Origin of the sequence: Streptomyces sp. NPDC005775 (genome assembly GCF_042871565.1) — a bacterium.
GTDB lineage: Bacteria > Actinomycetota > Actinomycetes > Streptomycetales > Streptomycetaceae > Streptomyces.
Map to the genome: position 1 here is coordinate 652,895 of NZ_JBIAIU010000003.1, position 22,682 is coordinate 675,576.

Genomic DNA, 22,682 nt, shown 5'->3' on the forward strand with positions numbered 1-22,682 from the left:
AACACGAAGATCAATCAGAGGCGACGAAGGAGCAGGGCGTGCAGCCACCGAAGGCGGCCGACGCCTCTGATGCCGAGCCGCACCCCGAGGGGGACGGGTCGCAGCCGGGCCCGGGCCCGCGTACCCCTTCGGACCACCTGGCCGGCTCGACGCTCTCGACCGACGCGACGCTGACCGACCGCGTCTCGGGTGACGAACCCCTGCTCCCCGCCCGGGTGCACCGCCCTTCCGACCTGCTGCGGCTCCTCGTCGGGGTCCTGGCGATCGTCGTGCTGTTCGCCGTCGCAGCCTTCGCCCACGGCACGACGGCCGGCCTCGAAGAGGACATCAACAAGGGCACCGGCCAGGCCCCCGATCTGCTCATCAAGCTCGCCGGTCTCGTCTCCAGCATCGCCGTGCTGCTCGTCCCGGTGGCCTTCGCCATCGAGCGGCTGATCAAACGCGACGGGCTGCGGATCGCGGACGGGGTCCTGGCCGCCGTGCTCGCGCACGGGGTGACGCTCGCCACGGACCTGTGGGTGTCCAATTCCGCGGCCGGCACCATTCAGGACGCCCTGACCCAGCCGCAGCCCGGTAACGCGCTCACCGACCCCGTACACGGCTATCTCGCGCCGGTGATCGCGTATATGACGGCGGTCGGCATGGCGAGACGGCCGCGGTGGCGGGTCGTGCTGTGGGTGGTGCTGCTGCTCGACGCCTTCACCATGCTGGTGGGCGGGTACACGACCCCGCTGTCGATCATCCTCACGGTACTGATCGGCTGGACGGTCGCGTACGGCACGCTGTACGCGGTCGGCTCGCCGAACGTCCGGCCGACCGGCCAGCACCTGATGGCCGGTCTGCGTCACGTCGGCTTCCGGCCGGTCACCGCGATGCGCGCCGACGACGCGCCCGATTCGGGCGGTGACCAGAGCGACCGCGGGCGCCGCTACGTGGTCTCCCTGGAGGACGGACCACCGCTCGACGTGACGGTCGTGGACCGCGAACAACAGGCGCAGGGCTTCTTCTACCGGCTGTGGCGCAGGCTCACCCTGCGCGGCATCACCCAGCGGCGTTCCATCCAGTCACTGCGCCAGGCCCTGGAGCAGGAGGCGCTGCTCGCGTACGCGGCGATCGCCGCCGGCGCCAACGCCCCCAAGCTGATCGCCACCTCCGAGCTGGGTCCGGACGCCGTGATGCTGGTCTACGAGCACATCGGCGGGCGCTCGCTCGACGCGCTGGAGGACTCCGAGATCACCGACGATCTGGTGCGCGGCGCCTGGCGTCAGGTGCAGGCGCTCCAGTCGCGGCGGATCGCGCACCGCAGGCTCACCGGTGACGCCATCCTGGTGGATCGTTCCGGTGAGGTGTTCGTCACGGATCTGCGCGGCGGTGAGATCGCGGCCGGCGACCTGGTCCTGCGGATGGACGTCGCTCAACTGCTCACCACCACGGGTCTGCGGGTGGGCGCCGAGCGTGCTGTCGCGTCCGCGCTGGCGGTGCTCGGTCCGGACGCCGTCGCGGACTGTCTGCCGCTGCTCCAGCCGATCGCGCTCAGCCGCTCCACCCGTGCCCATCTGCGCAGGCTCGCCCGTGAGCGGTCGCAGCGCCAGCGCGAGGCCGTACTGGACGCCTCGGACGCGGCGAAGCGGGCCCGGTCGCAGGACGCGGAGGCCGCCGACGAGGCGGGCCGCAAGTCCGGCCGCAAGTCGCAGCGCACCGAGAAGCAGGCCGAGAAGCGCGCCATGGACGACGCGCTCGACGGGGCCCGCGAGGAGGACCTGCTCTCCCAGATCCGCCAGGAGGTGCTGCTGATCCGGCCGCAGGCGCCGGTCGAGCCGGTCCGGCTGGAGCGCATCAAGCCGCGCACCCTGTTCAGCTTCATCGCCGGTGCCATCGCCGCGTACTTCCTGATCTCGCAGGTCACCGAGGCCGACTTCGGTGCGGTGGTCGAGCAGGCGGAGTGGGGCTGGGTGGCGGCGGCGCTGGGTTTCTCGGCGCTCAGCTACATCGCGGCCGCCATGAGTCTGCTGGGCTTCGTGCCCGAGCGGGTGCCGTTCGGCAAGACGGTGATGGCGCAGGTCGCCGGCTCGTTCGTGAAGATCGTGGCCCCGGCCGCGGTGGGCGGCGTCGCGCTGAACACCCGGTTCCTCCAGCGCTCCGGCGTACGTCCGGGGCTCGCGGTCGCGAGTGTCGGCGCCTCTCAGCTGTTCGGTCTCGGCTGTCACATCCTGCTGCTGGCCGCTTTCGGCTATCTGACCGGTACGGAGAAGACCCCGTCCTCGCTCACCCCGTCCAGGACGGTGATCGCGGGGCTGCTGACGGTCGCCGTACTGGTGCTGGTGGTGACGGCGATCCCGTTCCTGCGCAAGTTCGTGGTGACCCGGGTGCGGTCGCTGTTCGCGGGCGTCGTACCGCGCATGCTCGACGTGGTGCAGCGGCCGCAGAAGCTGTTCACCGGCATCGGCGGGATGCTGCTGCTGACCGGCCTGTTCGTGATGTGTCTGGACGCGTCGGTCCGGGCGTTCAGCGGTCCGGACACCCCGCACCTCAGTTACGCGAGCATCGCGGTGGTCTTCCTCGCCGGCAACGCGCTGGGGTCGGCGGCGCCGACGCCGGGCGGGATGGGCGCGGTCGAGGGGGCGCTGACCCTCGGTCTGATCGCGGTCGGCCTGCCGAAGGAAGTCGCGGCTCCTGCGGTACTGCTGTTCCGGCTGATGACGCTGTGGCTGCCGGTACTTCCCGGCTGGCTCGCCTTCAACCACCTGACGCGCAAGGGCGAGCTCTAGAAGCGCCTTCCCGGGCCCAGTCCACCCGCTTGGACCGGCGCCCCGTGCACCCCTCGGGGCGCCGCCGCACGATGGAGTGATGAGGACCTCCCCCGCCCTGCGCGCCGCAGCCCTCGCCGCCACCGTGACCGTGCTGCTTCCCCTCGCCGGCTGTTCGGACGGGGGTGACACGGACACGGCCGGCCGCTCGGAGAGCACGCCGCGGCCTGCCGGGACCGCCGCGGGCGCCACGCCCGCCGGCCTCGCGTCCCAGCGGCTGAAGTGGTCACCGTGCCCGGCCCCTTCCCAGGCGCAGGGCGGCGGTGCCTCGCCCACTCCCCTGCCCGGCGGGGCCGTCTGGGAGTGCTCCTTCATGAATGTCCCGCTCGACTACGCCGAGCCGGAGGGCGACACCATCGAGCTGGCGCTCATCCGCGCGAAGGCGATGGACGAGAAGAAGCGGATCGGCTCGCTCATCTTCAACTTCGGCGGCCCCGGCGCCTCCGGTGTAGCGACCCTGCCCGCGTTCGGCACGGACTACGACAAGCTCCGCACGCGGTACGACCTGGTGAGCTTCGACCCCCGCGGAGTCGGCCGCAGCGCGGGCGTGGAGTGCGAGGACGACGCGCAGCTGGACGCACGGTACGAGGGCGACGGTACGCCCGACGACGCGGCCGAGGAGAAGCGGTTCATCGACGACACGAAGACGTACGTGGCGGCCTGCGAGGAGAACTCGGGCAAGGAGCTCCCCTTCGTGGGCACGACGAACGCCGCCCGGGACATGGACCTGATGCGCCAGGTCCTCGGCGACGACAAGCTGTACTACTTCGGCATCTCGTACGGGACCGAACTGGGCGGCGTCTACGCGCACTTGTTCCCCCGGCACGTCGGCAGGTCGGTCCTGGACGCGGTGGTCGACCCGACCGAGGACGCGGAGCAGTCCTCCCTCGGCCAGGCCAAGGGCTTCCAGCTCGCGCTGGACGACTTCGCCAAGGACTGCGTGGACCGGGGCGACGCGTGCAGGCTGCCCGGCTCCACCGCCGAGGAGGTCGAACAGGGGGTGTCCGAACTCCTCGGCCGGTTGGAGAAGAAGCCCATCGCGGGCATCGGTTCCCGGAAGCTGACGCAGACGCAGGCCACCACCGGCATCGCGGCGGCGCTCTACTCCAAGGAGACCTGGCCGCTGCTGGAACAGGGCCTGGACGAGGCCGACGGCGGCAACGGCGGACTGCTCCTCGCCCTCGCCGACTCCCTCAACGGGCGCTCCGAGGACGGCCACTACAACAACTCGGCCGCGGCCAACACCGCGATCAACTGCGCCGACTCCAAGGAACGGTTCACCCTCGACCGGACCAAGGAGAAGCTCGCCGCGTTCCACGACGCCTCACCGGTCTTCGGCGACTACCTCGGCTGGGGCCTGATGGCCTGCACCGGCTGGCCGGTGGCGGGCGCCTGGAACACCCCGGACGTCAGCGCCGAGGGCGCCGCCCCCGTACTGGTCATCGGCAACACCGGCGACCCCGCGACCCCGTACGCGGGCGCGAAGGCGATGGCCGAGGAACTGGGCGAGGGCGTCGGCGTGGAGATGACGTACAAGGGCGAGGGCCACGGCGCGTACAACAGCGGCAACGCCTGTGTGCAGAAGGCCGTGGGCGGCTACCTGCTGGACGGCGAGGTGCCGGCGGACGGCACGGTCTGCGGCTAGGCGCTCCCGGCACGCGCCTACCATGGGCGAACTGCCGTACGGGCAGGCACAACGGGGAGGGAACGTACACGTGGTCGCTTACGCACGGGCCGGGGCGCTGGCCGCCGCCGCTCTGCTGCTGACGGGGGTGCTCGCGGGCTGCGAGGACGGCACGGACGACAAGCCGGCCACACCGGCGGACGGCACCACGGCCCCGGCCGCCTCGAAGTCCGCCGCCCCGTCGCCCGGCACCGGGACGAAGCCACTGCCCGCCGCCCTCACCTCGCAGCGCCTGGACTGGAAGCGCTGCGAGGCCCCCGAGGGCGGTACCGCTCCGGGCTCGCCCTGGCGCTGCGCGACGGTCGAGGTCCCGCTGGACTACGCGAAGCCGGACGGCGACACCATCGGCATCGCGCTGATCCGCAAGGAGGCCCGGGACAAGGGCCGGCGGCTCGGCTCGATGCTGTTCAACTTCGGCGGGCCGGGCGGCTCGGGTGTCTCGATCCTGCCGCGCGCCGCCGGTTCGTACGGGGCGCTCAACACCCGCTACGACCTGGTGGGGTTCGATCCGCGCGGGGTGGCCCAGAGCGCCGGGGTGCGGTGCCGTACCGACCGGGAGCAGGACAGCACCAACAAGAACATCGACATGACGCCGGACACCGCGGCCGAGGAGGCGGCGTTCATGAAGGACGGCGCCGGATTCGGCGCCGGCTGCGCACGCCGCTCGGGCAAGGTCCTGCCGTTCGTCGGCACGACCGGCGCCGCCCGGGACATGGACCTGATCCGCGAGGTCCTCGGGGACGAGAAGCTGACGTACTTCGGCATGTCGTACGGCACCGAGCTGGGCGGCACCTACGCCCACCTCTTCCCGAAGAAGGTCGGGCGGACCGTCTTCGACGCCGTCGTCGACCCGACGGCGGACTCCACCGGTCACGCCCGCAACCAGACGACCGGTTTTCAGCGGGCGCTGGAGAACTACCTCGAGGACCGCGGCCAGGACCCCGAGAAGGGGACGAAGCGCATCGCCGCCCTGCTGAAGCGGATCGACGCCGATCCGCTGCCGACCGGTACGGACCGCGAGCTCAACGAGTCGCTGGCGATCACCGGCATCGTGCTGCCGCTCTACTCCAAGGACAGCTGGCCGACGCTCGCGCAGGCCCTGGACGAGGCGGAGAGCGGCACCGGGAGCATGCTGCTGCAGCTCGCCGACTCGTACAACGGCCGTGACGAGAACGGTCATTACGACACCCAGAACCACTCGCAGCGCGCCATCTCCTGCGCGGACACCAAGGCCAGGCCGACGGCGGCCGAGGCGAAGGCGCTGTTGCCCGAGTTCAGGAAGCTGTCCCCGGTCTTCGGCGCGTTCCTGGCCTGGGACACCGCGGGCTGGTGCTCCGACTGGCCGGTGGCGGGCGAGCACGACACCCCTGAGGCGAGCGCTCCGGGCGCCGCTCCGATCCTGGTCGTGGGGACCACGGGCGACCCGGCGACGCCGTACGAGGGCGCGCGGAAGATGGCGGACGAACTGGGCGAGGGCGTCGGCGTCCTGCTCACCAACAAGGGCGAGGGGCACGGCGCCTACGGGGTGAGCACCTGTGTGACGTCGACGGTGGACGCGTACTTCCTGGACGGAAAGGTCCCCGCGGACGGCAAGACCTGTTCGTAGCGGACGGTACGGACATGACGAAGGGGCCGGGCCGCAGGATGCGGACCGGCCCCTTTCACCACACGTTCTAGTACACCGGCTTCTCGGGCTCGATCTGGTTGACCCAGCCGACCACGCCGCCGCCGAGGTGCACCGAGTCGGCGAAGCCCGCCGACTTGAGGACCGCGAGGACCTCGGCACTGCGGACACCGGTCTTGCAGTGCAGCACGATGCGCTTGTCCTGCGGGAGGTCCTGGAGGGCGTTGCCCATCAGGAACTCGTTCTTCGGGATCAACTTCGCGCCGGGGATCGAGACGATCTCGTACTCGTTCGGCTCACGGACGTCGATGATCTCGATCTTCTCGTCCGCGTCGATCCACTCCTTGAGCTGCTTGGGAGTGATCGTGGAGCCGAGCGCCGCCTCCTGGGCCTCCTCGGACACGACGCCGCAGAAGGCCTCGTAGTCGATGAGTTCGGTGACGGTCGGGTTCTCCCCGCAGACCGCGCAGTCGGGGTCCTTACGGACCTTGACCTGGCGGTACTGCATCTCCAGCGCGTCGTAGATCATCAGACGGCCGACCAGCGGGTCGCCGATGCCGGCGAGCAGCTTGATGGCCTCGTTGACCTGGATGGAGCCGATGGACGCGCAGAGCACACCCAGGACACCGCCCTCGGCGCAGGACGGAACCATGCCGGGGGGCGGCGGCTCCGGGTAGAGGCAGCGGTAGCAGGGACCGTGCTCGGACCAGAAGACGGACGCCTGGCCGTCGAACCGGTAGATCGAGCCCCAGACGTACGGCTTGTTCAGCAGGACCGCGGCGTCGTTGACGAGATAGCGGGTGGCGAAGTTGTCCGTGCCGTCCACGATCAGGTCGTACTGGGCGAAGATGTCCATCACGTTGTCGGCTTCGAGCCGCTCCTCGTGAAGGATCACGTTCACCAGGGGGTTGATCCCCTGCACGGTCTCCTTGGCCGACTGGGCCTTGGACTTGCCGATGTCGGCCTGACTGTGGATGACCTGGCGCTGCAGGTTCGACTCGTCGACCTCGTCGAACTCCACGATGCCGAGCGTGCCGACACCGGCCGCGGCCATGTACATGAGAGCCGGTGAGCCGAGGCCTCCGGCGCCCACACAGAGCACTTTCGCGTTCTTCAGCCGCTTCTGTCCGTCCATCCCGACATCCGGGATGATCAGGTGGCGGGAGTACCTGCGGACCTCGTCGACGGTGAGCTCAGCAGCTGGCTCGACCAGGGGTGGCAGCGACACAGGAACCTCAACAATGCAGGTGGTCGGTTTCTACGTACTTCGGCTACGTACGGTTGTTCTTGCGGTAACACTGCCACGCCCCCTCTCATTCCGAGATAGCAGGTCCGATCCGCGAGACGATTTCGTCCCAGTACCTGGGCAGTGTCGCAAATGGATCGCTTTGCGCACGCCCGTTGCCGGGAGGAACCTCCTCCGTGCGGTCCGTGAAGAAGATCGTCCCGGCGCCCTGCCAGCGGGCTATGCGCATCGCCTCCTCCAGGTGGGTGCGCGGGACGCCATGGACGAAGTGGGCGAATCGGTCGGGCGGGTAGGCGGCGGTCCACTCCGCCACCTGCGACCAGCGGTAGTCGGTCCACGCGCCGCGGAAGGTGACGAGCTGGTCGGCGGCCTCCGCGTAGCCCGGGTACGGGTGGGTGTCGTGGCCGAGCACGAGGTGTCCGCCGTGCTGGGCGCTGTCGCTGTCCGCCAGGAGCGCGGAAAGGGTGCCGGTGAGACGGCGGACGGCCGGGAGTTCCGGGCGCCCGGCCGGGCAGCGGTCGAGGAGGAAGCCGTCGACGCGGTACCAGTCCAGGTAGGACCGCGCGTCGGCGACCAGCTCCCCGAAGGGGCGGTCGCCATGGGCCAGATCGAGCCTGCCGAGCAGCCGTCCGGCCGAGGCCCGCACCGAGTCGAGCGGCTCCTCGCCGTGCACGGCCCGTTCGCGGGCGTTGCGGATCCGTCCCGCGGCTTCCAGGCAGTGCGGGTCGGGACGGGCGCCGGGGCCGTTGTCGATGTCGAGGGCGGCCCAGTGCAGCGGGGTGCCGGGGCGGGCGAGTTCGGCCCATTCGGCCGGTGCGAGCAGCGGGTGCGCGCAGCCGGGGACGCCGAAGCCGAGCTGCTGCGCGCCGCTGGTCCGGCGGACGGTGCCGGTACTGGTCAGATACGGCACGCCGCCTCCATCCAGATGTCGGCGAGGGACTCCTCCAGATTGATCCGGGGGCGCCAGCCGAGCCGGTCCCTGGCGGTGCGGACGTCGGCCTGCTGCCAGGCACCGCAGCCGTCGGGGTAGGGGGACGGCGTGACCGAGAGGTGCTCCATGACCGATTCGGCGGAGGTGCGCGGGGCGCCGATGGGCAGGCGGGCGGGGGGTGTGTCCAGCTCGTGGAGTGCGCCGGCGTATCCGGCGACCTTGGCGAGGACGGCCGCGGCGTCACGCAGGCGTACGGCCCGGCCGGTGCCGATGTTGACGACGCCCTGGGCGGCGGAGAGCGAGGCGGCGTGCACGGCGCGCGCGACGTCCCGCACGTCGACGAAGTCGCGCTGCACGCCGAGGCCGCTGAGCTTCAGCTCACCGTCGCCCGCCTGCATGGCGCGGCGCATCGCCTCGGCGAGCCGGCCGAGCGGGGAGCCGGCCGGGGTGCCGGGGCCGACCGGCGAGAAGACCCGCAGCACGACCGCGTCGAGACCGGAGCCGAGGACGAGTTCGGTGGCGGCGAGTTTGCTGACGCCGTACGGGCCGCCGGGGCGCGGGATGGCGTCCTCGGCCGTGGACGAGCCGGGCTGCGAGGGCCCGTACTCCGAGGAGCAGCCGACCTGGACGAGCCGGGCGGTGCAGCCGCTGCGCCGCATCGCCTCGCAGACGGTGGCGACGGCGACGGTGTTGTGTCGGGTCAGGTCGCGGGCCCCGCCCCGGGTGGCGCCGGCGCAGTTGACGACGACTCCGGGGTGGACGGCGTCCAGGAAGCGGGTGAGCGCTCCCGGGCTGCCGCCGGCGAGGTCGAACCGCACGTCGGCGTCGTCGCCGCGGCCGAGCGCCGTGAGGTGGACGGCCGGATCGGCGAGCAGTCGGTCGGCCACGAACCGGCCGAGGAATCCATTGGCTCCGAGCAGCAGCACCCTCATCGCGCGCCCCCAGGGTGCCGACGGCGGGCTGCCGGTGCGGGGGATCGGTGGGTCATGTCCGGTGTCTCCTTGGGGCAGTTGCGTACGGTGCGGGACGGGCCCCCGCGGCGTCGGCTCCGCGGGGGCTGTGAGGTGCGTCAGGCGGCGGTGTGGGCAGATGCCCGGGAGAGAGCGACGGTGGCGGTGGTCAGCAGGCCGAGCGCGGCCGCGCCGCAGGCGAGGGCGGGTACGGCCCCGGTGCCGCCCGCCGCGATGAGCGCGTCGACGGGGCGGGCGAGGGCGTCGAGGCCGGGCAGCCGGCCGGCCAGGATGAGGGCGGGCGCGGCTGCCTCGACGGCGCAGGCGGCGGCGAGGCCGGTGGCAGCCGGTTCGGGGAAGCCGTGGACGGTGAGGAGCCGGGCCAGCAGGAGCAGTACGCCGAGGGCGGCGGCCCCGGCCCGGGAGCCCTCCGGCCCGGCCCCGAGCCCCGCCAGGTACAGCAGCCCTCCCAGGACGCAGAGGAAGACCGCGACCGCGGCGAACAGCAGGGGGCGCACGCCCGCGGCGAACTCCTCCAGCGCACGGCTGCCGTTGAGTTTGCGGTGTGCGTGTACGGAGAAGAGGTGGGCGCACCAGGCCGCGGGAGCGACCGCCACGGCGAGCCCGAGCAGGGGCGCCGGGGTGATGTCCCAGGGGCCTTCGGGGCCACCGCTGAGGAGTTGGCCGAGCAGGGCGTCGCCGTACAGCACGTAGCCCAGCAGCCAGCAGCCGAAGAGCCCGGCGGCCCCCGATGAACGGCCTCCGGCGCAGAGGGGGCCGGTGCGCAGGGCGAGGGCGAGCCCAATGAGCGCGAGGAGACCGCCTCCGGTGCCGATGGCGAGCCGGGTGCCGCCGTCGAGCACCCCCTCGGTGAGCCGCAGCGTGACGAAGGTGGTGAGGCAGGCGGCGCCCGGCAGCAGCGCCCGGAGCGACCACGCGGCGCGCGCCTCGATGTCGTGCGCCGGAGCGAAGGGTTCCCCGACGGCCACCCCCGCGACACCGGGCACGCGGGCGAACAGTTCCTCGGCGAGCGAGAAGACGTCGCGGTGCCGGTAGCGGGCGGCGGTGCGGTCGGTGACTCCGTGGGCCTCCAGTCCGGCGGCGATCTCCAGCGGGTCGACGGCGCGCTCGCAGAGTTCGCGGTGCCGGTGCATGAGTGATTTCACGGGGTCGGCGGGGCCCCGCCGCCCGGTGGTGAGCTTGCGCGCCGGAGCGGTGTGGGCGATCTCGGGGGCCCGGGGGGCGGCGTGCTGGGCGGGGGCTTCGGGGGGCGTCGGGTTCTCGGCGGGCGTCGGGCTCTCGGTGAGCGTCGGGCTCTCGGTAAGGGCGGGGCTCTCGGTGAGGGCGGGGCTCTCGGTGAGGGCGGGGGCGTCTCCGAGTGCCGGGCTCTCAGCGAGTGCGGGGGCGTCCCGGGGTGCCGGGGCGTCTCCAAGTGCCGGGCTCTCAGCGGGCGCCGGGGCGTCGCCCGCCGCCGGGGGCGCACCGGTGGCGGGCGCCCCGGGGGCGGGGGCGGGCGCCGCGTCGGGGTCCGGGCCCGGCACGCTTGCGGCCCCCTCCCCCGGCGCGCCCGCCGTCTCGTCCGGGGATGCGGCGGACGCCTCCCAGGCCGGCTCGGAGACGTCCGCCAGCAGGGTCGTCCCGGAGGCCGACGGCCACGAGCGGTGGTCCCCGTTGCCACTGGACATCGGTGTGCCGAGCGCCTCGGGCGGTTCGGTCGGGCGGCCCATGGTCGTTCCTCCGTGCTGGTCACCGAGCGCACCGGGTGCGACAGGTGCACCGGTCGGTCCCGGTCGGTTCGTACGGCCCGGCGCGGCCGTCTCCTGCTCACACATCGCCGTCCCCCGCGCCGCGCGCTCCCGCGCCCACTTCCTGCACGGCCCAGCTGGGCGTCCGCACGGCAGGTGCCGGTCCGGGACCGTCGTCCGGCTCCGGCCACAGTCCGAGGACGTGGGCCTCCGGCGGGGTGGCGAAGGGGCGCGGCCCGCCGTCGGCGGGCGGCTCAGGCTGCCTGCGCACCGGCGCCTGCGAGATCAGCTCCAGGTAAATGCCGCGAAATGCCGCGAGGTTCTGTTCGACGGTGAAGAGTTCCAGCGCGCGGGCGCGCGCCGCGGCTCCCAGGCGCGCGCGGCGCTCCGGGTCGCGCAGCAGCGCCAGACAGGCGTCCGCGAGCGCCCGCGGATTGCGGGGCGGCACCACGAGTCCCGTTCCGCCGATGACCTCGACGACCGCGCCGACGTCCGTGGACACCGTCGCCCGGCCGCAGAACATCGCCTCGACCAGGCTGATCGGGAATCCCTCGACCACACTGGAGAGCACCACGACCCCGCCCGCCGCGTACGCCTGGGCGAGATCGGGGACCTCGGCCCCGCCGATGTCCTCGAAGGAGACCGGGCTGTCGCCGACGGCGTGGGCATCCACGGCTTCGTCGGGGAACAACTGGTCGGCGAGCGCCCGGCAGTGGGCGAGGTAGGCGACGCCCTCCGCACCCTGGGCCGGTGCGCCGATGATCCGCAGCCGGGCGTCGGGCTCCGCCTTGCGCACCTCGGCGAAGGCGTGCAGCAGGGCGATCAGGTCCTTGGCCGGCTCGATCCTGCCGACCCATACCAGCGTGTCCGGGCCACCGTCGTCCTCGCTCTCGCCGAGCGTCGCGAAGCGGCCGGACTCCATGCCGGGATGGACCGTGCGCACCTTGGCGGGTTCGGCGCCGCAGCGCTCCTGCCAGCGGCGGGCGTGGGTGTTACCGGGGGTGATGAGCGCGGCCTGCCGGTACACCTCGGCGGCGAGCCGCCCGTGAAAGTTCGCGAGCAGCGCGCGCACCGGCGCACTCACCGGCGTACCGGTGTCCGCGAGGTAGTGCGCCCGCAGTTGCACGGCGTGCTCGGTGACGAGCAGCGGCACCCCGTAGAAGCGTTTGGCCAGCAGTCCCGGCAGCGCGGCGGCACCGCCGGACGCGGCATGGCAGAGGTCGACGGCGCCGAGGCCCTCCTCGCCGTACCAGTCGAGGGAGAGCGGGCGCAGCGCCCGGTCGAGCTCTGCGGCGAAGGCGAGGAGATCGGGCACGGTGGCGGTCTGGACGGTACGTCCGGTACCGGGAGCACGGCAGGCGGTCTCCAGGATGCGCACCGCGGTCTCGGAGCGCAGGGCGGCGGGGAGGCCGCCGTGCTCGCAGGCCAGTTCGGCGAGCCCGTAGAGGCCTTCGGTGAACTGCGCGCCCGCGAGCCGCGGATCGGCGGACCGCGCATGCGCGTCCTCGTCCTCCCGCTCACCACCGGACGCGCCCGCGACGCACACCGAGGCGGCGAGCGCCGTGAAGTGGGTGATGAAGCGCCGTCGTTCGCGCCGCCCGTACGTCCGCGCGCCCCCACCGGTCAGCAGCCGCGAGAGCGGTCCCCTGGGTGTGTGCAGACCGAGGGTGTCCTCGTCGGTGGTCCACAGGGGAGCGGTCCGTACCCGGCTGACCTGGGCCGGGAGCTGAACCCAGCCCTGCGCCTCCTGTTCGGCGCTGCGGCTGAGCGCGAAGAGATCGAACTCGTGCTGCGCAAGCCCACGCACCAGGCGGTCGCACCAGAGTCTGGACTCACCGGACGCATACGGATAGCCACCGTCGGTGAGCAGTCCGATCCGCACGAGCACACCCCCGATCTCCCTTGTGAGCGGCCTCCGTTGGTTCGGCGACTCGCAGCGGGACGACCGTAAGCGGATTCGCCGGTGATCCGACGGACGGTTGTCCGTCGCACCACCGAAAGGGGTGAACCGTCGTAACTTTCCCGCCCCTGTAGCGTTCCGTCGCGCTATAGAAGCAGGCAGTCACACAGGGTCAGGCTGCGGCCAGCCCCTGGGGGACCGTGCGGCGCAACGCCGCGAGCGCCGGATCGAGGGTGGGCACGGCCGCCGGCGCTCGAACATCCGTGAGCACGGCTCAGACCTCCGGGTACACCCAGGGGTTGGGACGGCACTTGACGCCGTCGATGTCGAGCGACTTGGTCTGCTGCTGCATCACCGGGGCGAGGGCGCCCTTCGTCTCGCAGTTCACGTGGTTGTGCCCCAGCCGGTGACCGACCTCGTGGTTGATCAGCATCTGGCGGTAGGCGAAGAGCTTGTCCGGCCCGAAGGTGGACGCGCCCTGGGCCCACCGGTAGGCGTTGATCATCACGCGCTCGGTGGCGGCGGAGTCGCAGGAGACGTTGTCCTCCGTCGTGTCCAGCCCCGACTTCTCGCACCAGTCGCCCGTGGTCCCCGGGCTGGCCAGCGTGATGACGAAATCCGGCTCCCCCCTGGAAATCCGTTCGAAGGTCATATCGCCGTCATGGGCCCAACTGCGGTCATCATTGAGGGTTTTCTGGACGGCCTGGGCGAAGAGCGCGGAGTCGAGGCCGAGTCCGTACTCGACATCGATCCGATAGCGGTACTTCTGCCCCTTGCCCGGGGCCTTCGCCGTGCCGGCGATCGTCTGGAACTTCCCCGATCCGGTGAGCTTCGGCGCCAGCGGGTAGGCCTTGGCCATTTTCTGCTCGTACGAAAGGGGCTTGACCGCCGCCGCTTCGGGGCTGGGCGTCGTCCGCGCGTCCGAGCGTGAGGCGTCGCCCTCGCCGTCCCGGTCCACGCCCGCGGTCCGGGCGGCGCCGGACCGGTTGCCGCTGTCGTGGGCGACCTGGCCGGCCACGACCACCGCGAGCACGGTCGTCACGGCGGCTGCGGCGATGCCGGTGAAGGTGCGGCCCTTGCCGCCCTTGGCCTCCTTGCCGCCCTTTCCGCCCCCGGTCTCCTTGGCGCCTGCGGCGGGAGCCGGCGTGCGGCCGTCCGCCTCCGGCGACTGCTCGCGCCCCTCGGTGGCGGAGCGGTGCGGGTCGCCCGGTCCGGAAGGAGTGGTGGCGGGCCTGCGGGATGCGGGCGGGGCGGGCGGGCTGTCGAAGGCTTCGACGAACTCGCGCCGCGGCCCCGGTATCAGCGGCCTGCCCGCGGTCCCCGACCGCCCGTCCCGCGGCGTCCCTGGATCCTGCTGGTTACGTGCTTCCTGCGACCGGCCGGGCGTCTGGGCCCGGTTGCCCGCGCGTCCCGGCCCCGGGCCGGTCGGCTGCGACGGGCGGTCGCCGAACCGCCCGACGGGGCCGGTTCCCCAGCCGCCCCCGGGTTCACGCTGTTCGGGATGACCGCCGCGCACCTGGGGCGTGCCCTGGAACGGAGTGTGGCCATCGGTGCCGGGGGCCGCTTCACCCGGCCTCCTGCGCCGGCCGCTGCCGGCTGCGGGCCGGGCGCCCTCGCGCCCCGCGTCCGCGTTCGCCTCGGAGGGCCCGGTCTCGGGCGCCCTGGGCCCAGGGCCCTTTCGGCTGTGTCGTCCCACGCCCCGGATCAGCTCCCGCCGCATTCGTCGAGCAGTTCCCGGAACGCCTGGGCGACCGCCTCCGGGTACTCCATCATCGCCACGTGCCCGGCGTCGGGCAGTGTCAGCAGTCGCGCATCGCGGAAGGCCGCGGACGCCCTGCGTGCCATCCGGTACGAGACGAGCCGGTCCCGTCCGCCGTACACGAGCTGGGTCGGTGCGAGCACCCGCTCGGCCTGACGCCACAGCCCGTGCTGCCCGCCCAGTGTGTAGGCGTCGACGATGCCACGTGCCGAGCGCGCCATCGCGTCCCAGAAGTACGGCAACGCCAGCCGCCGCTCCATTTCGGCCACCGCGTCACGGAGGCCGTCGGCGGAGACACGCGCCGGATCGCCGTAACAGAGTGCCATGACTCCGCGGGTGCGTTCTTCCGCGGTCCAGTCCCGGCTCATCCGGGCGAACAGGGACACGACTCCCGGAACGGCGAGCAGTGCGGTCGGCGCGGCCGACAGCTGCACCCGGATCTCGGGGAGCGCGGGCGAGATCAAGGTGAGGGTGCGCACCAGGTCGGGGCGGACCGCCGCGACGCGGGTCGCGACCGCCCCGCCCAGCGAGTTGCCGAACAGGTGCACGGGGCCGCGGTCCCCGGCGTCGAGGAGGCGGATCACCGCGCGGGCGTGGCCGGTGAGCGAGTAGTTCCCGTCGTCCGGCGGCGGGGAGTCCCCGAAACCGGGCAGGTCGACCGCCTCGCTGTCCAGCACGTCCTGGAGCAGCGGCATCAGTGCCGTCCAGTTCTGCGAGGAGCCGCCGAGTCCGTGCACGAAGAGCGCGGGTGGCAGCCCGGTCCGCTCCGGCGGCCTCGAACGGACGGTCAGCGTCAGACCGGGCAGCGTGACGGAGCGAAGCCTCTCCCCCTCCGCGACCCTGACGGCGCTCACCGTGGGGGACACCGCCGCGGCGGCGGCACGGACTCCCGGCAGCTCGGTCGAAGACATGCGGCAATGTTACGAGACGATCACACAGTGGTTCATGTGTTCGCCGTCACAGACCGCAGGGCGGCTTCGGACCGCATGGCGGCTTCGAGGGGTAGCTCCTAGGCTCGGAGCAAGGAAGGGAGCCACCATGACGGCAGACCCCGGCGACCCGGAGAGCTTCGAGGGTGTTCAGCCGGATGATCCGGATCACGAGGCACCCGACGCGGACGCCGCCGAGCAGCGGACGGAGCTGCGCCCGGAGGACGACGAGCCATTGGCAGAGGTCGACCGCAACCGCGCGAACGAGGCGGATGCGGCGGAGCAGGCCCGCGTCGTCCCACAGGATGAGGACGATTACCGCTGATACATCCCGGTATGCGACGGGGGTACGGAAACTGTGGCTACCGCAGTCGTCCGGTCCGTGAAATTCTGCGTCCGCGCCGCGCATACCAGGGTTACCCAAAAGTACGATGTCGGTATGGCGCAGCGTGCACGGAACTGCTGGGTCCGATCACAATTTTGGGAGGCGGCGTGACAGCCATCGAGCAGACCGAGGCGGCGCGCCCGCGGGGCACTCGTTTGCCCCGCCGCGCCCGACGCAATCAGCTTCTGGGGGCTGCGCAGGAGGTCTTCGTCGCGCAGGGGTACCACTCCGCCGCGATGGATGACATCGCGGAGCGGGCCGGGGTCAGCAAGCCGGTGCTCTACCAGCACTTCCCGGGCAAGCTGGAGCTCTATCTGGCCCTGCTCGACCAGCACTGCGAGTCGCTCCTCCTCGCGGTCCGCACGGCACTGGCGTCGACCACCGACAACAAGCTGCGCGTGGCCGCGACGATGGACGCCTACTTCGCGTACGTCGAGGACGAGGGCGGGGCGTTCCGGCTGGTCTTCGAATCGGACCTGACAAACGAGCCCGCCGTGCGCGAGCGGGTCGACCGGGTCTCGCTCCAGTGCGCCGAGGCGATCTCCGACGTGATCGCGGGTGACACCGGGCTGTCCAAGGACGAGTCCATGCTGCTCGCGGTCGGACTGGGCGGGGTGTCCCAGGTGGTCGCCCGCTACTGGCTCTCCAGCCGGTCCGCCATCCCGCGCGACACGGCGGTGCAGCTACTCACCTCGCTGGCCTGGCGCGGTATCGCGGGCTTCCCGCTGCACGGCCTCGATCAGCACTGAGCGGGGCCCGCGGAACCGGTGTTCGCTGCGGGCGTTGCCCGCCGAGCCCTGACGGGTCCCCTCAGCGGGCTAATGTGTGCTGCGTACGGCGCGGTTCACCGCGCAGGGACTGACCGTCGGAGGGACATAGCCGTGGAGGTCAAGATCGGGGTGCAGCACACGCCCCGGGAGATCGTTCTGGAGAGCGGGCTTTCCGCCGAAGAGGTGGAGAGCGCGGTTTCCGAGGCTCTCGCCGGCAAGGCGCAGCTGCTCAGCCTCACGGACGAGAAGGGCCGCAAGGTCCTGGTGCCGGCCGACCGGATCGCCTACGTGGAGATCGGCGAGCCCAGCACCCGACGGGTGGGGTTCGGCGCGCTGTAGCGGCGCCCGGACGCAGAGACCGTGGAAGCGGCCCGGCGGGGATTTCCCCGCCGGGCCGCTTTCCGCTGTGCCGGGGCCGGACGAGCGGGTGCGGACCGGGGCGACGGCGGGAGGCTCGCGGCGGGGTGCGCGCGGCCCTCGTTCCTGTGCGGCGGCTGAGCGAAGCCTGTCCGCGTGAGGGTTGCCCGCCATCGCCCGGGGGTAGTACCGCCTACAACCGATTTGCCCGACCTCCCACCTGCGAGGTGATCGTCTGTGATCTTGGAAACCCTGGGCTCCGTCGTACTGGGACTCGCCCTCGCCTGGGCGGCCCTGCGCACCCTGTCGCCCCGGCTCCCGTCCCGCCGCGCCGTGCTCGGCACCGGCGCGCTGGGAGCGCTGTTCGGCGCCTATCTCACCCACTCGGTGCTCGGGCCGGGCCACGCGGCGGCCACGCTGGTGGGTTCGGTGCTCATCTCCGCGGTGACCCTGTCCCTGCTGCTGAGGCCGCGCAGCCGCCGGCTCGGCCGGTCAGCGGCGGCCTGAGCGCCGCGCGGCCCCGGAGAGGGAGAGCCCGGAGAGAGCCCTAGGCCGCCAGTCCGAGGGCGGCCATCCGCTTCGTGTGCGCCTCGGTGATCCGGGAGAACATCCGGCCGACCTCGGCCAGGTCGAACCCGTCGGCCACCCCGCCCACCAGCATGGTCGACAGCGCGTCGCGGTCGGCCACCACCCGCTGCGCCTGCGAGAGCGCCTCGCCCATCAGACGGCGCGCCCACAGCGCGAGCCGACCGCCGAGCCTCGGGTCCGCCTCGATCGCGGCGCGCACCTTCTCGACGGCGAAGTTGCCGTGCCCCGTGTCGTCGAGCACGGCGAGGACCAGCGAACGGGTGTCCGAGTCGAGCCGGGCCGCGACCTCGCGGTAGAAGTCACTGGCGATCGAGTCGCCGACGTAGGCCTTCACCAGGCCTTCCAGCCAGTCGGAGGGCGCGGTCATGCGGTGGAAGTCGTCGAGGGCCTTGGCGAACGGCTCCATGGCACCGGTCGGCTCCACATCGATCGCGGTCAGCCGGTCCGTCAAGCGCTCGAAGTGATGGAATTCCGCGGACGCCATCTTCGCCAGCTCCGCCTTGTCGGCCAGGGTCGGGGCGAGTTTCGCGTCCTCGGCGAGCCGCTCGAAGGCCGCCAGCTCCCCGTAGGCGAGTGCTCCCAGCAGGTCGACCACCGCGGCCCGGTACTGCGGCTCGGCGGATGCGGTGGCCCAGTCCTGGTCGGCGATTCTGGTGGATGCGGGGGCTTCAGTGGCGTTGTCAGGCGTCTCCATGAACCGCAGAATAGCCCGCCCGCCGGGGGGTGGAAGGGCCCGGCCACCGACTGACGTCACACCGTTCCGATGAATTCGCCCAACACAGATGCGCGAATCCGGGGTACAGTGGTATTGCGCCTACTGAGCATTTTGCAACTGCTCGTTGCGCGAAATTGAATGAGGATGCCCGGTCGGTGGCCCGATCGGCTCCGACCCGACAGCCCTCCACGCGGGGCGTACGACACGTACGACCGCAGATGAGGGGCCCCCTCAGCGGCACGAGCGCTCGAGCGACGGCAGTGGTCCCGCGCCACCCGGCCCATCCACGGCCGGATGAGCAACCCCGGCACGGTACGACCCCCTTCGTTCGCCTCGGACCGCGTTTCACAGAAGAGGCAGCACCCTGACTACGTTCCGAGACCTCGGCATCCTTTCCGAGACGGCCGAAGCCCTTGAGGCGGTCGGCATCACGTCCCCCTTCCCCATCCAGGAGATGACGCTCCCCGTAGCGCTCTCCGGCTCCGATGTCATCGGGCAGGCCAAGACCGGCACCGGCAAGACGCTCGGTTTCGGCCTGCCGCTGCTGGAGCGCGTCACCGTCCTCGCGGACGTAGAGGCGGGCCGGGCCAAGCCCGAGACGCTGACCGACGCCCCGCAGGCACTGATCGTCGTCCCCACCCGTGAGCTCTGCCAGCAGGTCACCAACGACCTGCAGACCGCCGGCAAGGTGCGTAACGTCCGCGTTCTCGCCATCTACGGCGGCCGGGCCTACGAGCCCCAGGTCGAGGCCCTCAAGAAGGGCGTCGACGTGATCGTCGGCACCCCGGGCCGACTGCTCGACCTGGCGGGCCAGCGCAAGCTCGACCTGTCGCACGTCCGCGCCCTCGTCCTCGACGAGGCCGACGAGATGCTGGACCTGGGCTTCCTGCCCGACGTCGAGCGCATCATCACGATGCTGCCCGCGAAGCGCCAGACGATGCTGTTCTCGGCGACCATGCCGGGCGCGGTCATCAGCCTCGCGCGCCGCTACATGTCGCAGCCGACGCACATCAACGCCACGTCGCCCGACGACGAGGGCACGACGGTCAAGAACACCGCGCAGCACGTCTACCGCGCGCACAACATGGACAAGCCCGAGATGGTCTCGCGCATCCTGCAGGCCAACGGCCGCGGACTCGCGATGATCTTCTGCCGCACCAAGCGCACCGCGGCCGACATCGCCGAGCAGCTGGAGAAGCGCGGTTTCGCCTCCGGCGCGGTCCACGGCGACCTCGGCCAGGGCGCCCGTGAGCAGGCGCTGCGCGCCTTCCGCAACGGCAAGGTCGACGTGCTCGTCTGTACCGACGTCGCCGCCCGCGGTATCGATGTCGAGGGTGTCACCCACGTCATCAACTACCAGTCGCCCGAGGACGAGAAGACCTATCTGCACCGGATCGGCCGGACCGGCCGTGCGGGCGCCAAGGGCATCGCGATCACGCTGGTCGACTGGGACGACATCCCGCGCTGGCAGCTGATCAACAAGGCCCTGGACCTGAAGTTCCCGGACCCGCCGGAGACGTACTCCACGTCGCCGCACCTGTACGAGGAGCTCGACATCCCGGCCGGCACCAAGGGTGTCCTGCCGCGCACCGAGCGGACCCGTGCGGGTCTGCGGGCCGAGGAGATCGAGGACCTCGGCGAGACGGGCGGCCGCGGCCGCAAGTCCGCCCCCGCGGCGGCCCCCGCGGTCCGCGAGGAGCGTCCCCCGCGCACGCCGCGTCAGCGTCGTCGCACCCGGGGCGGTTCGGCCGCGGAGGAGGGCGCCGTGACGGTGCCCGCACCGGCCACGGAGGTCGTCGAGACCCCCGAGGCCGCTGACAGCTCCTCCGAGCCGCGCACTCCCCGCCGCCGTCGTCGCGGTCGTGTCGGTGCGGCGGAGATCGCTGCCACGGAGGTCGCTGCCGAGGCAGCGGTGGCCGTGGCGGAGGCTCCGGCCGTGGTCATCGAGACCGAGGCCGCGCCCGAGGCCGAGCCGAAGAAGCGGACCAGGACCAGGACGGCCAAGGCGAAGGCCGAGGTCGTGGTCGACGTCGAGCCCGTGACGGAGGACGAGGCGAAGCCGCGTCGTCGCCGCGCCCGGGTCGCCAAGCCGGTGGCGGAGGAGATCGACTTCCAGACCGCCCCGGTGGCCGAGCCCGTGGCCGAGGCGACGGTCACCAAGCCCCGCCGCCGCGCCCGTGTGATCAAGCCCGTCGAGGACGAGGTCGACTTCCAGATCGCGCCGATCGCCGAGCCCGAGCCGGATTCCAGGGCGCGCCGCCGCCCCCGCACGGCCGCGAAGACGGAGGCCGTGGCCCAGGCCCCGGCCGCCGAGGGCGAGGCCAAGCCCCGCCGCCGCCGGGCCCCGCGCGCCGCTGCCGCGAAGTCCGAGGGCTGAGCGCACCCCGTGTGACGATCGCCGGACGGGCCCGAGGGATCTCCTCGGGCCCGTCCGGCGTTCCCCTGCGTGGACGACCCGGCCCGCGGTCGTAACCTCGTGCCATGAGCAGGCCACCCACCTTCACCCCGCCCCCCTGCGCCCGCCCCCGCGCGCTGCGCACCGAGCGCGGGGACTTCGCCGTGCTGGACGCGGTGCCGCCTACGCGCCCGCGGGGCACCGTCCTCCTGCTGCCGGGGTACACCGGCAGCAAGGAGGACTTCATCGCGCTCCTGCAACCGCTGGCCGAAGCCGGCTACCGCGCCGTCACGGTCGACGGGCGCGGACAGTACGAGACGGACGGGACGGATCGTCAGGAGCTGTACGCGCAGGGCGAGTTGGCCCATGACGTACTCGCGCAGGCGACCGCACTCGGTCTCGGGGACGGCGCGGTCGACCTGCTGGGCCACTCGCTCGGCGGGCAGATCGCGCGCGCCGCCGTGCTCCTGGATCCCGCACCGTTCCGTTCGCTCACCCTGATGTCCTCCGGGCCCGCCGAGGTCGTCGAGGCCCAGAAGGTCAAGCTGAAGATCCTCGGGGACGCGCTCGCCACGATGAGCATGGACGACGTCTGGGCGGCCATGCGCGCCTTCGACCCGCCGGCCGAGGCGGAGACGGGCGGCGAGGAGCTGCGACGGCGCTGGCTGCGGCACCGCCCCGCACAGCTGATCGCCACCGGCCGGCAGTTGGCCACCGAACCGGACCGGGTGGCCGAGCTCGCCGCCGCGGGACTGCCGGTCCATGTGATCTCCGGCGAGCGCGACGACGTATGGCCCGTACCCCTGCTCGACGAGATGGCGGCACGCCTCGGCGCGCGCCGGACCCGGGTCGAGGGCGCCGAGCACTCCCCCAACACGGACCGGCCGGGGCCGACGGCCGCCGCGCTCGTCGCCTTCTGGAACAGCCTGTAGCGGCTGCGGGAGGGCGGCGGCGCCTCCGGGGACGGCAGAGGTCAGTACTGCGCCTGGAGGTGCTGCCAGAAGCCGTCCCGCAGCGCCCTGCGCAGATGGGCGTGGCCGCGCAGTGAGTGCTGGAGCAGCCGTTCCGCCTCGACCAGCAGGTCCTGGTCGACGGAGCCCGGCAGATACGGGTGCCCGGGCAACAGGTCGGCCAGGGACTCGCGGCCGCGGGCGGAGAGCCAGGTGGCGGCGATCTGCGCACCGACGAAGCGGACATCCTCGCGCGAGGGCGCCGGGCCGTCCTCCTCGTAGGTGGTGACGGGGCGTCTGTTCACGTACGGGCGGCAGAAGTCGAGGTCGAAGGTGCGCTGGCTGTCGACCTCCCAGAGCAGCGGCTCGGCCTGGTTGCGCCCTTCCGCGGCCTCGATGCCCCACAGGTGGACCCGGGCCCCGTACCCCTGCGCGGCCTCGACGGCCGACACCAGGTCCTCGTCGCCGCCGACGAGCGCGGCGTCGCTGATGGCGCGGTGCCGGGCGAGCGATTCGAGATCGGTGCGGATGAGTGAGTCGACGCCCTTCTGCTGGTTGTTCGCGTTGAGGTTGCCCAGCCTGACCTTGACGTCGGGGAGTTCGGCGATGGACTGCTGCTCGACGGTATGGGTCCGGCGCCTGGCCCCGTCGTACCAGTACACGCGGAGCAGTCGGCTGTCCGCGAAGATGGTGCGGGCCTTGTCGATGAAGGCCTCGATGAGCCCTTCGGCGTCGAGGTCGAAGGAGCGCCGGTCCTCGGTACCGGTGACGAGCAGCCCGGCCGCGGCATACACATAACCGGCGTCCACGAAGATCGCGTGGGTGGACGGGGTCTTCGACACCTCGGCGAGCACCCGCAGGAGCAGTTCGTTGGTGCGGTCCAGACGGTCGGCGGTCTCTGCCTCGTTCACGCGGGCCTCGCCCGGGTGAACGTCGTCCGCGCATGC

18 protein-coding genes are annotated in these 22,682 nt (G+C 72.3%); 9 read left to right on the plus strand and 9 right to left on the minus strand.

Annotated elements, in window-relative coordinates:
* Nucleotides 1–38 precede the first annotated feature (38 nt).
* The 3 genes from ACFYPA_RS10295 (at nt 39) to ACFYPA_RS10305 (ending at nt 6,097) form a co-directional block, all read left to right on the plus strand.
* Nucleotides 39–2,768 carry a lysylphosphatidylglycerol synthase domain-containing protein gene (locus ACFYPA_RS10295; RefSeq protein WP_359348834.1) on the plus strand — a complete coding sequence of 910 codons (2,730 nt, stop codon included), beginning with the start codon at nt 39–41 and terminating at the stop codon, nt 2,766–2,768.
* A 79-nt stretch (nt 2,769–2,847) separates the two neighbouring features.
* On the plus strand, nt 2,848–4,452 hold the full coding sequence (locus ACFYPA_RS10300; RefSeq protein WP_389130988.1) for an alpha/beta hydrolase: 1,605 nt from the start codon (nt 2,848–2,850) through the stop codon (nt 4,450–4,452).
* A gap of 70 nt (nt 4,453–4,522) precedes the next feature.
* Complete coding sequence (locus ACFYPA_RS10305) at nt 4,523–6,097, plus strand: alpha/beta hydrolase (protein ID WP_389130990.1); 1,575 nt, start codon at nt 4,523–4,525, stop codon at nt 6,095–6,097.
* Between the two features lie 67 nt (nt 6,098–6,164).
* Here the strand turns inward: ACFYPA_RS10305 and moeZ are convergent, their stop codons facing one another.
* The 7 genes from moeZ to ACFYPA_RS10340 form a co-directional block, all read right to left on the minus strand.
* Nucleotides 6,165–7,343 carry an adenylyltransferase/sulfurtransferase MoeZ gene (moeZ, locus tag ACFYPA_RS10310; RefSeq protein ID WP_359076873.1) on the minus strand — a complete coding sequence of 393 codons (1,179 nt, stop codon included), beginning with the start codon at nt 7,341–7,343 and terminating at the stop codon, nt 6,165–6,167.
* Nucleotides 7,344–7,428: 85 nt separating this feature from the next.
* On the minus strand, nt 7,429–8,271 hold the full coding sequence (locus tag ACFYPA_RS10315; RefSeq protein ID WP_389130993.1) for a phage tail protein: 843 nt from the start codon (nt 8,269–8,271) through the stop codon (nt 7,429–7,431).
* Complete coding sequence (locus ACFYPA_RS10320; RefSeq protein ID WP_359076870.1) at nt 8,259–9,224, minus strand: NAD-dependent epimerase/dehydratase family protein; 966 nt, start codon at nt 9,222–9,224, stop codon at nt 8,259–8,261. Before ACFYPA_RS10320 ends, ACFYPA_RS10315 begins: the two co-directional genes overlap by 13 nt.
* 137 nt (nt 9,225–9,361) lie before the next feature.
* A complete protein-coding gene (locus ACFYPA_RS10325) occupies nt 9,362–10,969 on the minus strand; it encodes a hypothetical protein (protein ID WP_389130996.1) in 1,608 nt (535 codons plus the stop codon).
* A gap of 97 nt (nt 10,970–11,066) precedes the next feature.
* Nucleotides 11,067–12,869 carry a DUF3492 domain-containing protein gene (locus ACFYPA_RS10330; protein WP_389131081.1) on the minus strand — a complete coding sequence of 601 codons (1,803 nt, stop codon included), beginning with the start codon at nt 12,867–12,869 and terminating at the stop codon, nt 11,067–11,069.
* A gap of 292 nt (nt 12,870–13,161) precedes the next feature.
* The gene (locus tag ACFYPA_RS10335) at nt 13,162–14,607 is read right to left on the minus strand and encodes a DUF3152 domain-containing protein (protein WP_389130998.1); all 1,446 of its coding nucleotides are present in this window, start codon (nt 14,605–14,607) and stop codon (nt 13,162–13,164) included.
* The gene (locus tag ACFYPA_RS10340) at nt 14,592–15,557 is read right to left on the minus strand and encodes an alpha/beta hydrolase (RefSeq protein WP_359076866.1); all 966 of its coding nucleotides are present in this window, start codon (nt 15,555–15,557) and stop codon (nt 14,592–14,594) included. Before ACFYPA_RS10340 ends, ACFYPA_RS10335 begins: the two co-directional genes overlap by 16 nt.
* Before the next feature lie 127 nt (nt 15,558–15,684).
* Between ACFYPA_RS10340 and ACFYPA_RS10345 the strand changes: the two genes are divergently transcribed.
* From ACFYPA_RS10345 to ACFYPA_RS10360, 4 genes are all read left to right on the plus strand, one after another.
* Entirely contained in the window at nt 15,685–15,900 is a 216-nt protein-coding gene (locus ACFYPA_RS10345; protein ID WP_359076865.1) for a hypothetical protein, read from the plus strand.
* A 167-nt stretch (nt 15,901–16,067) separates the two neighbouring features.
* Nucleotides 16,068–16,709, plus strand: coding sequence for a TetR/AcrR family transcriptional regulator (locus tag ACFYPA_RS10350; protein WP_136329491.1), 642 nt, complete (start codon nt 16,068–16,070; stop codon nt 16,707–16,709).
* Between the two features lie 132 nt (nt 16,710–16,841).
* Entirely contained in the window at nt 16,842–17,069 is a 228-nt protein-coding gene (locus tag ACFYPA_RS10355) for a DUF3107 domain-containing protein (protein WP_024490505.1), read from the plus strand.
* A 255-nt stretch (nt 17,070–17,324) separates the two neighbouring features.
* On the plus strand, nt 17,325–17,594 hold the full coding sequence (locus ACFYPA_RS10360) for a hypothetical protein (RefSeq protein ID WP_359076862.1): 270 nt from the start codon (nt 17,325–17,327) through the stop codon (nt 17,592–17,594).
* 40 nt (nt 17,595–17,634) lie between these two features.
* Here ACFYPA_RS10360 and ACFYPA_RS10365 read toward each other — a convergent pair whose 3' ends face one another.
* Entirely contained in the window at nt 17,635–18,369 is a 735-nt protein-coding gene (locus ACFYPA_RS10365) for a ferritin-like fold-containing protein (protein ID WP_359076860.1), read from the minus strand.
* Between the two features lie 475 nt (nt 18,370–18,844).
* Between ACFYPA_RS10365 and ACFYPA_RS10370 the strand changes: the two genes are divergently transcribed.
* Complete coding sequence (locus ACFYPA_RS10370) at nt 18,845–20,767, plus strand: DEAD/DEAH box helicase (protein ID WP_359076858.1); 1,923 nt, start codon at nt 18,845–18,847, stop codon at nt 20,765–20,767.
* Between the two features lie 104 nt (nt 20,768–20,871).
* Nucleotides 20,872–21,717, plus strand: a complete 846-nt coding sequence (locus ACFYPA_RS10375) for an alpha/beta hydrolase (RefSeq protein WP_359348818.1) — start codon at nt 20,872–20,874, stop codon at nt 21,715–21,717.
* Nucleotides 21,718–21,758: 41 nt separating this feature from the next.
* Here the strand turns inward: ACFYPA_RS10375 and ACFYPA_RS10380 are convergent, their stop codons facing one another.
* A complete protein-coding gene (locus tag ACFYPA_RS10380) occupies nt 21,759–22,646 on the minus strand; it encodes an NYN domain-containing protein (RefSeq protein ID WP_359076854.1) in 888 nt (295 codons plus the stop codon).
* Between the last annotated feature and the right edge of the window lie 36 nt (nt 22,647–22,682).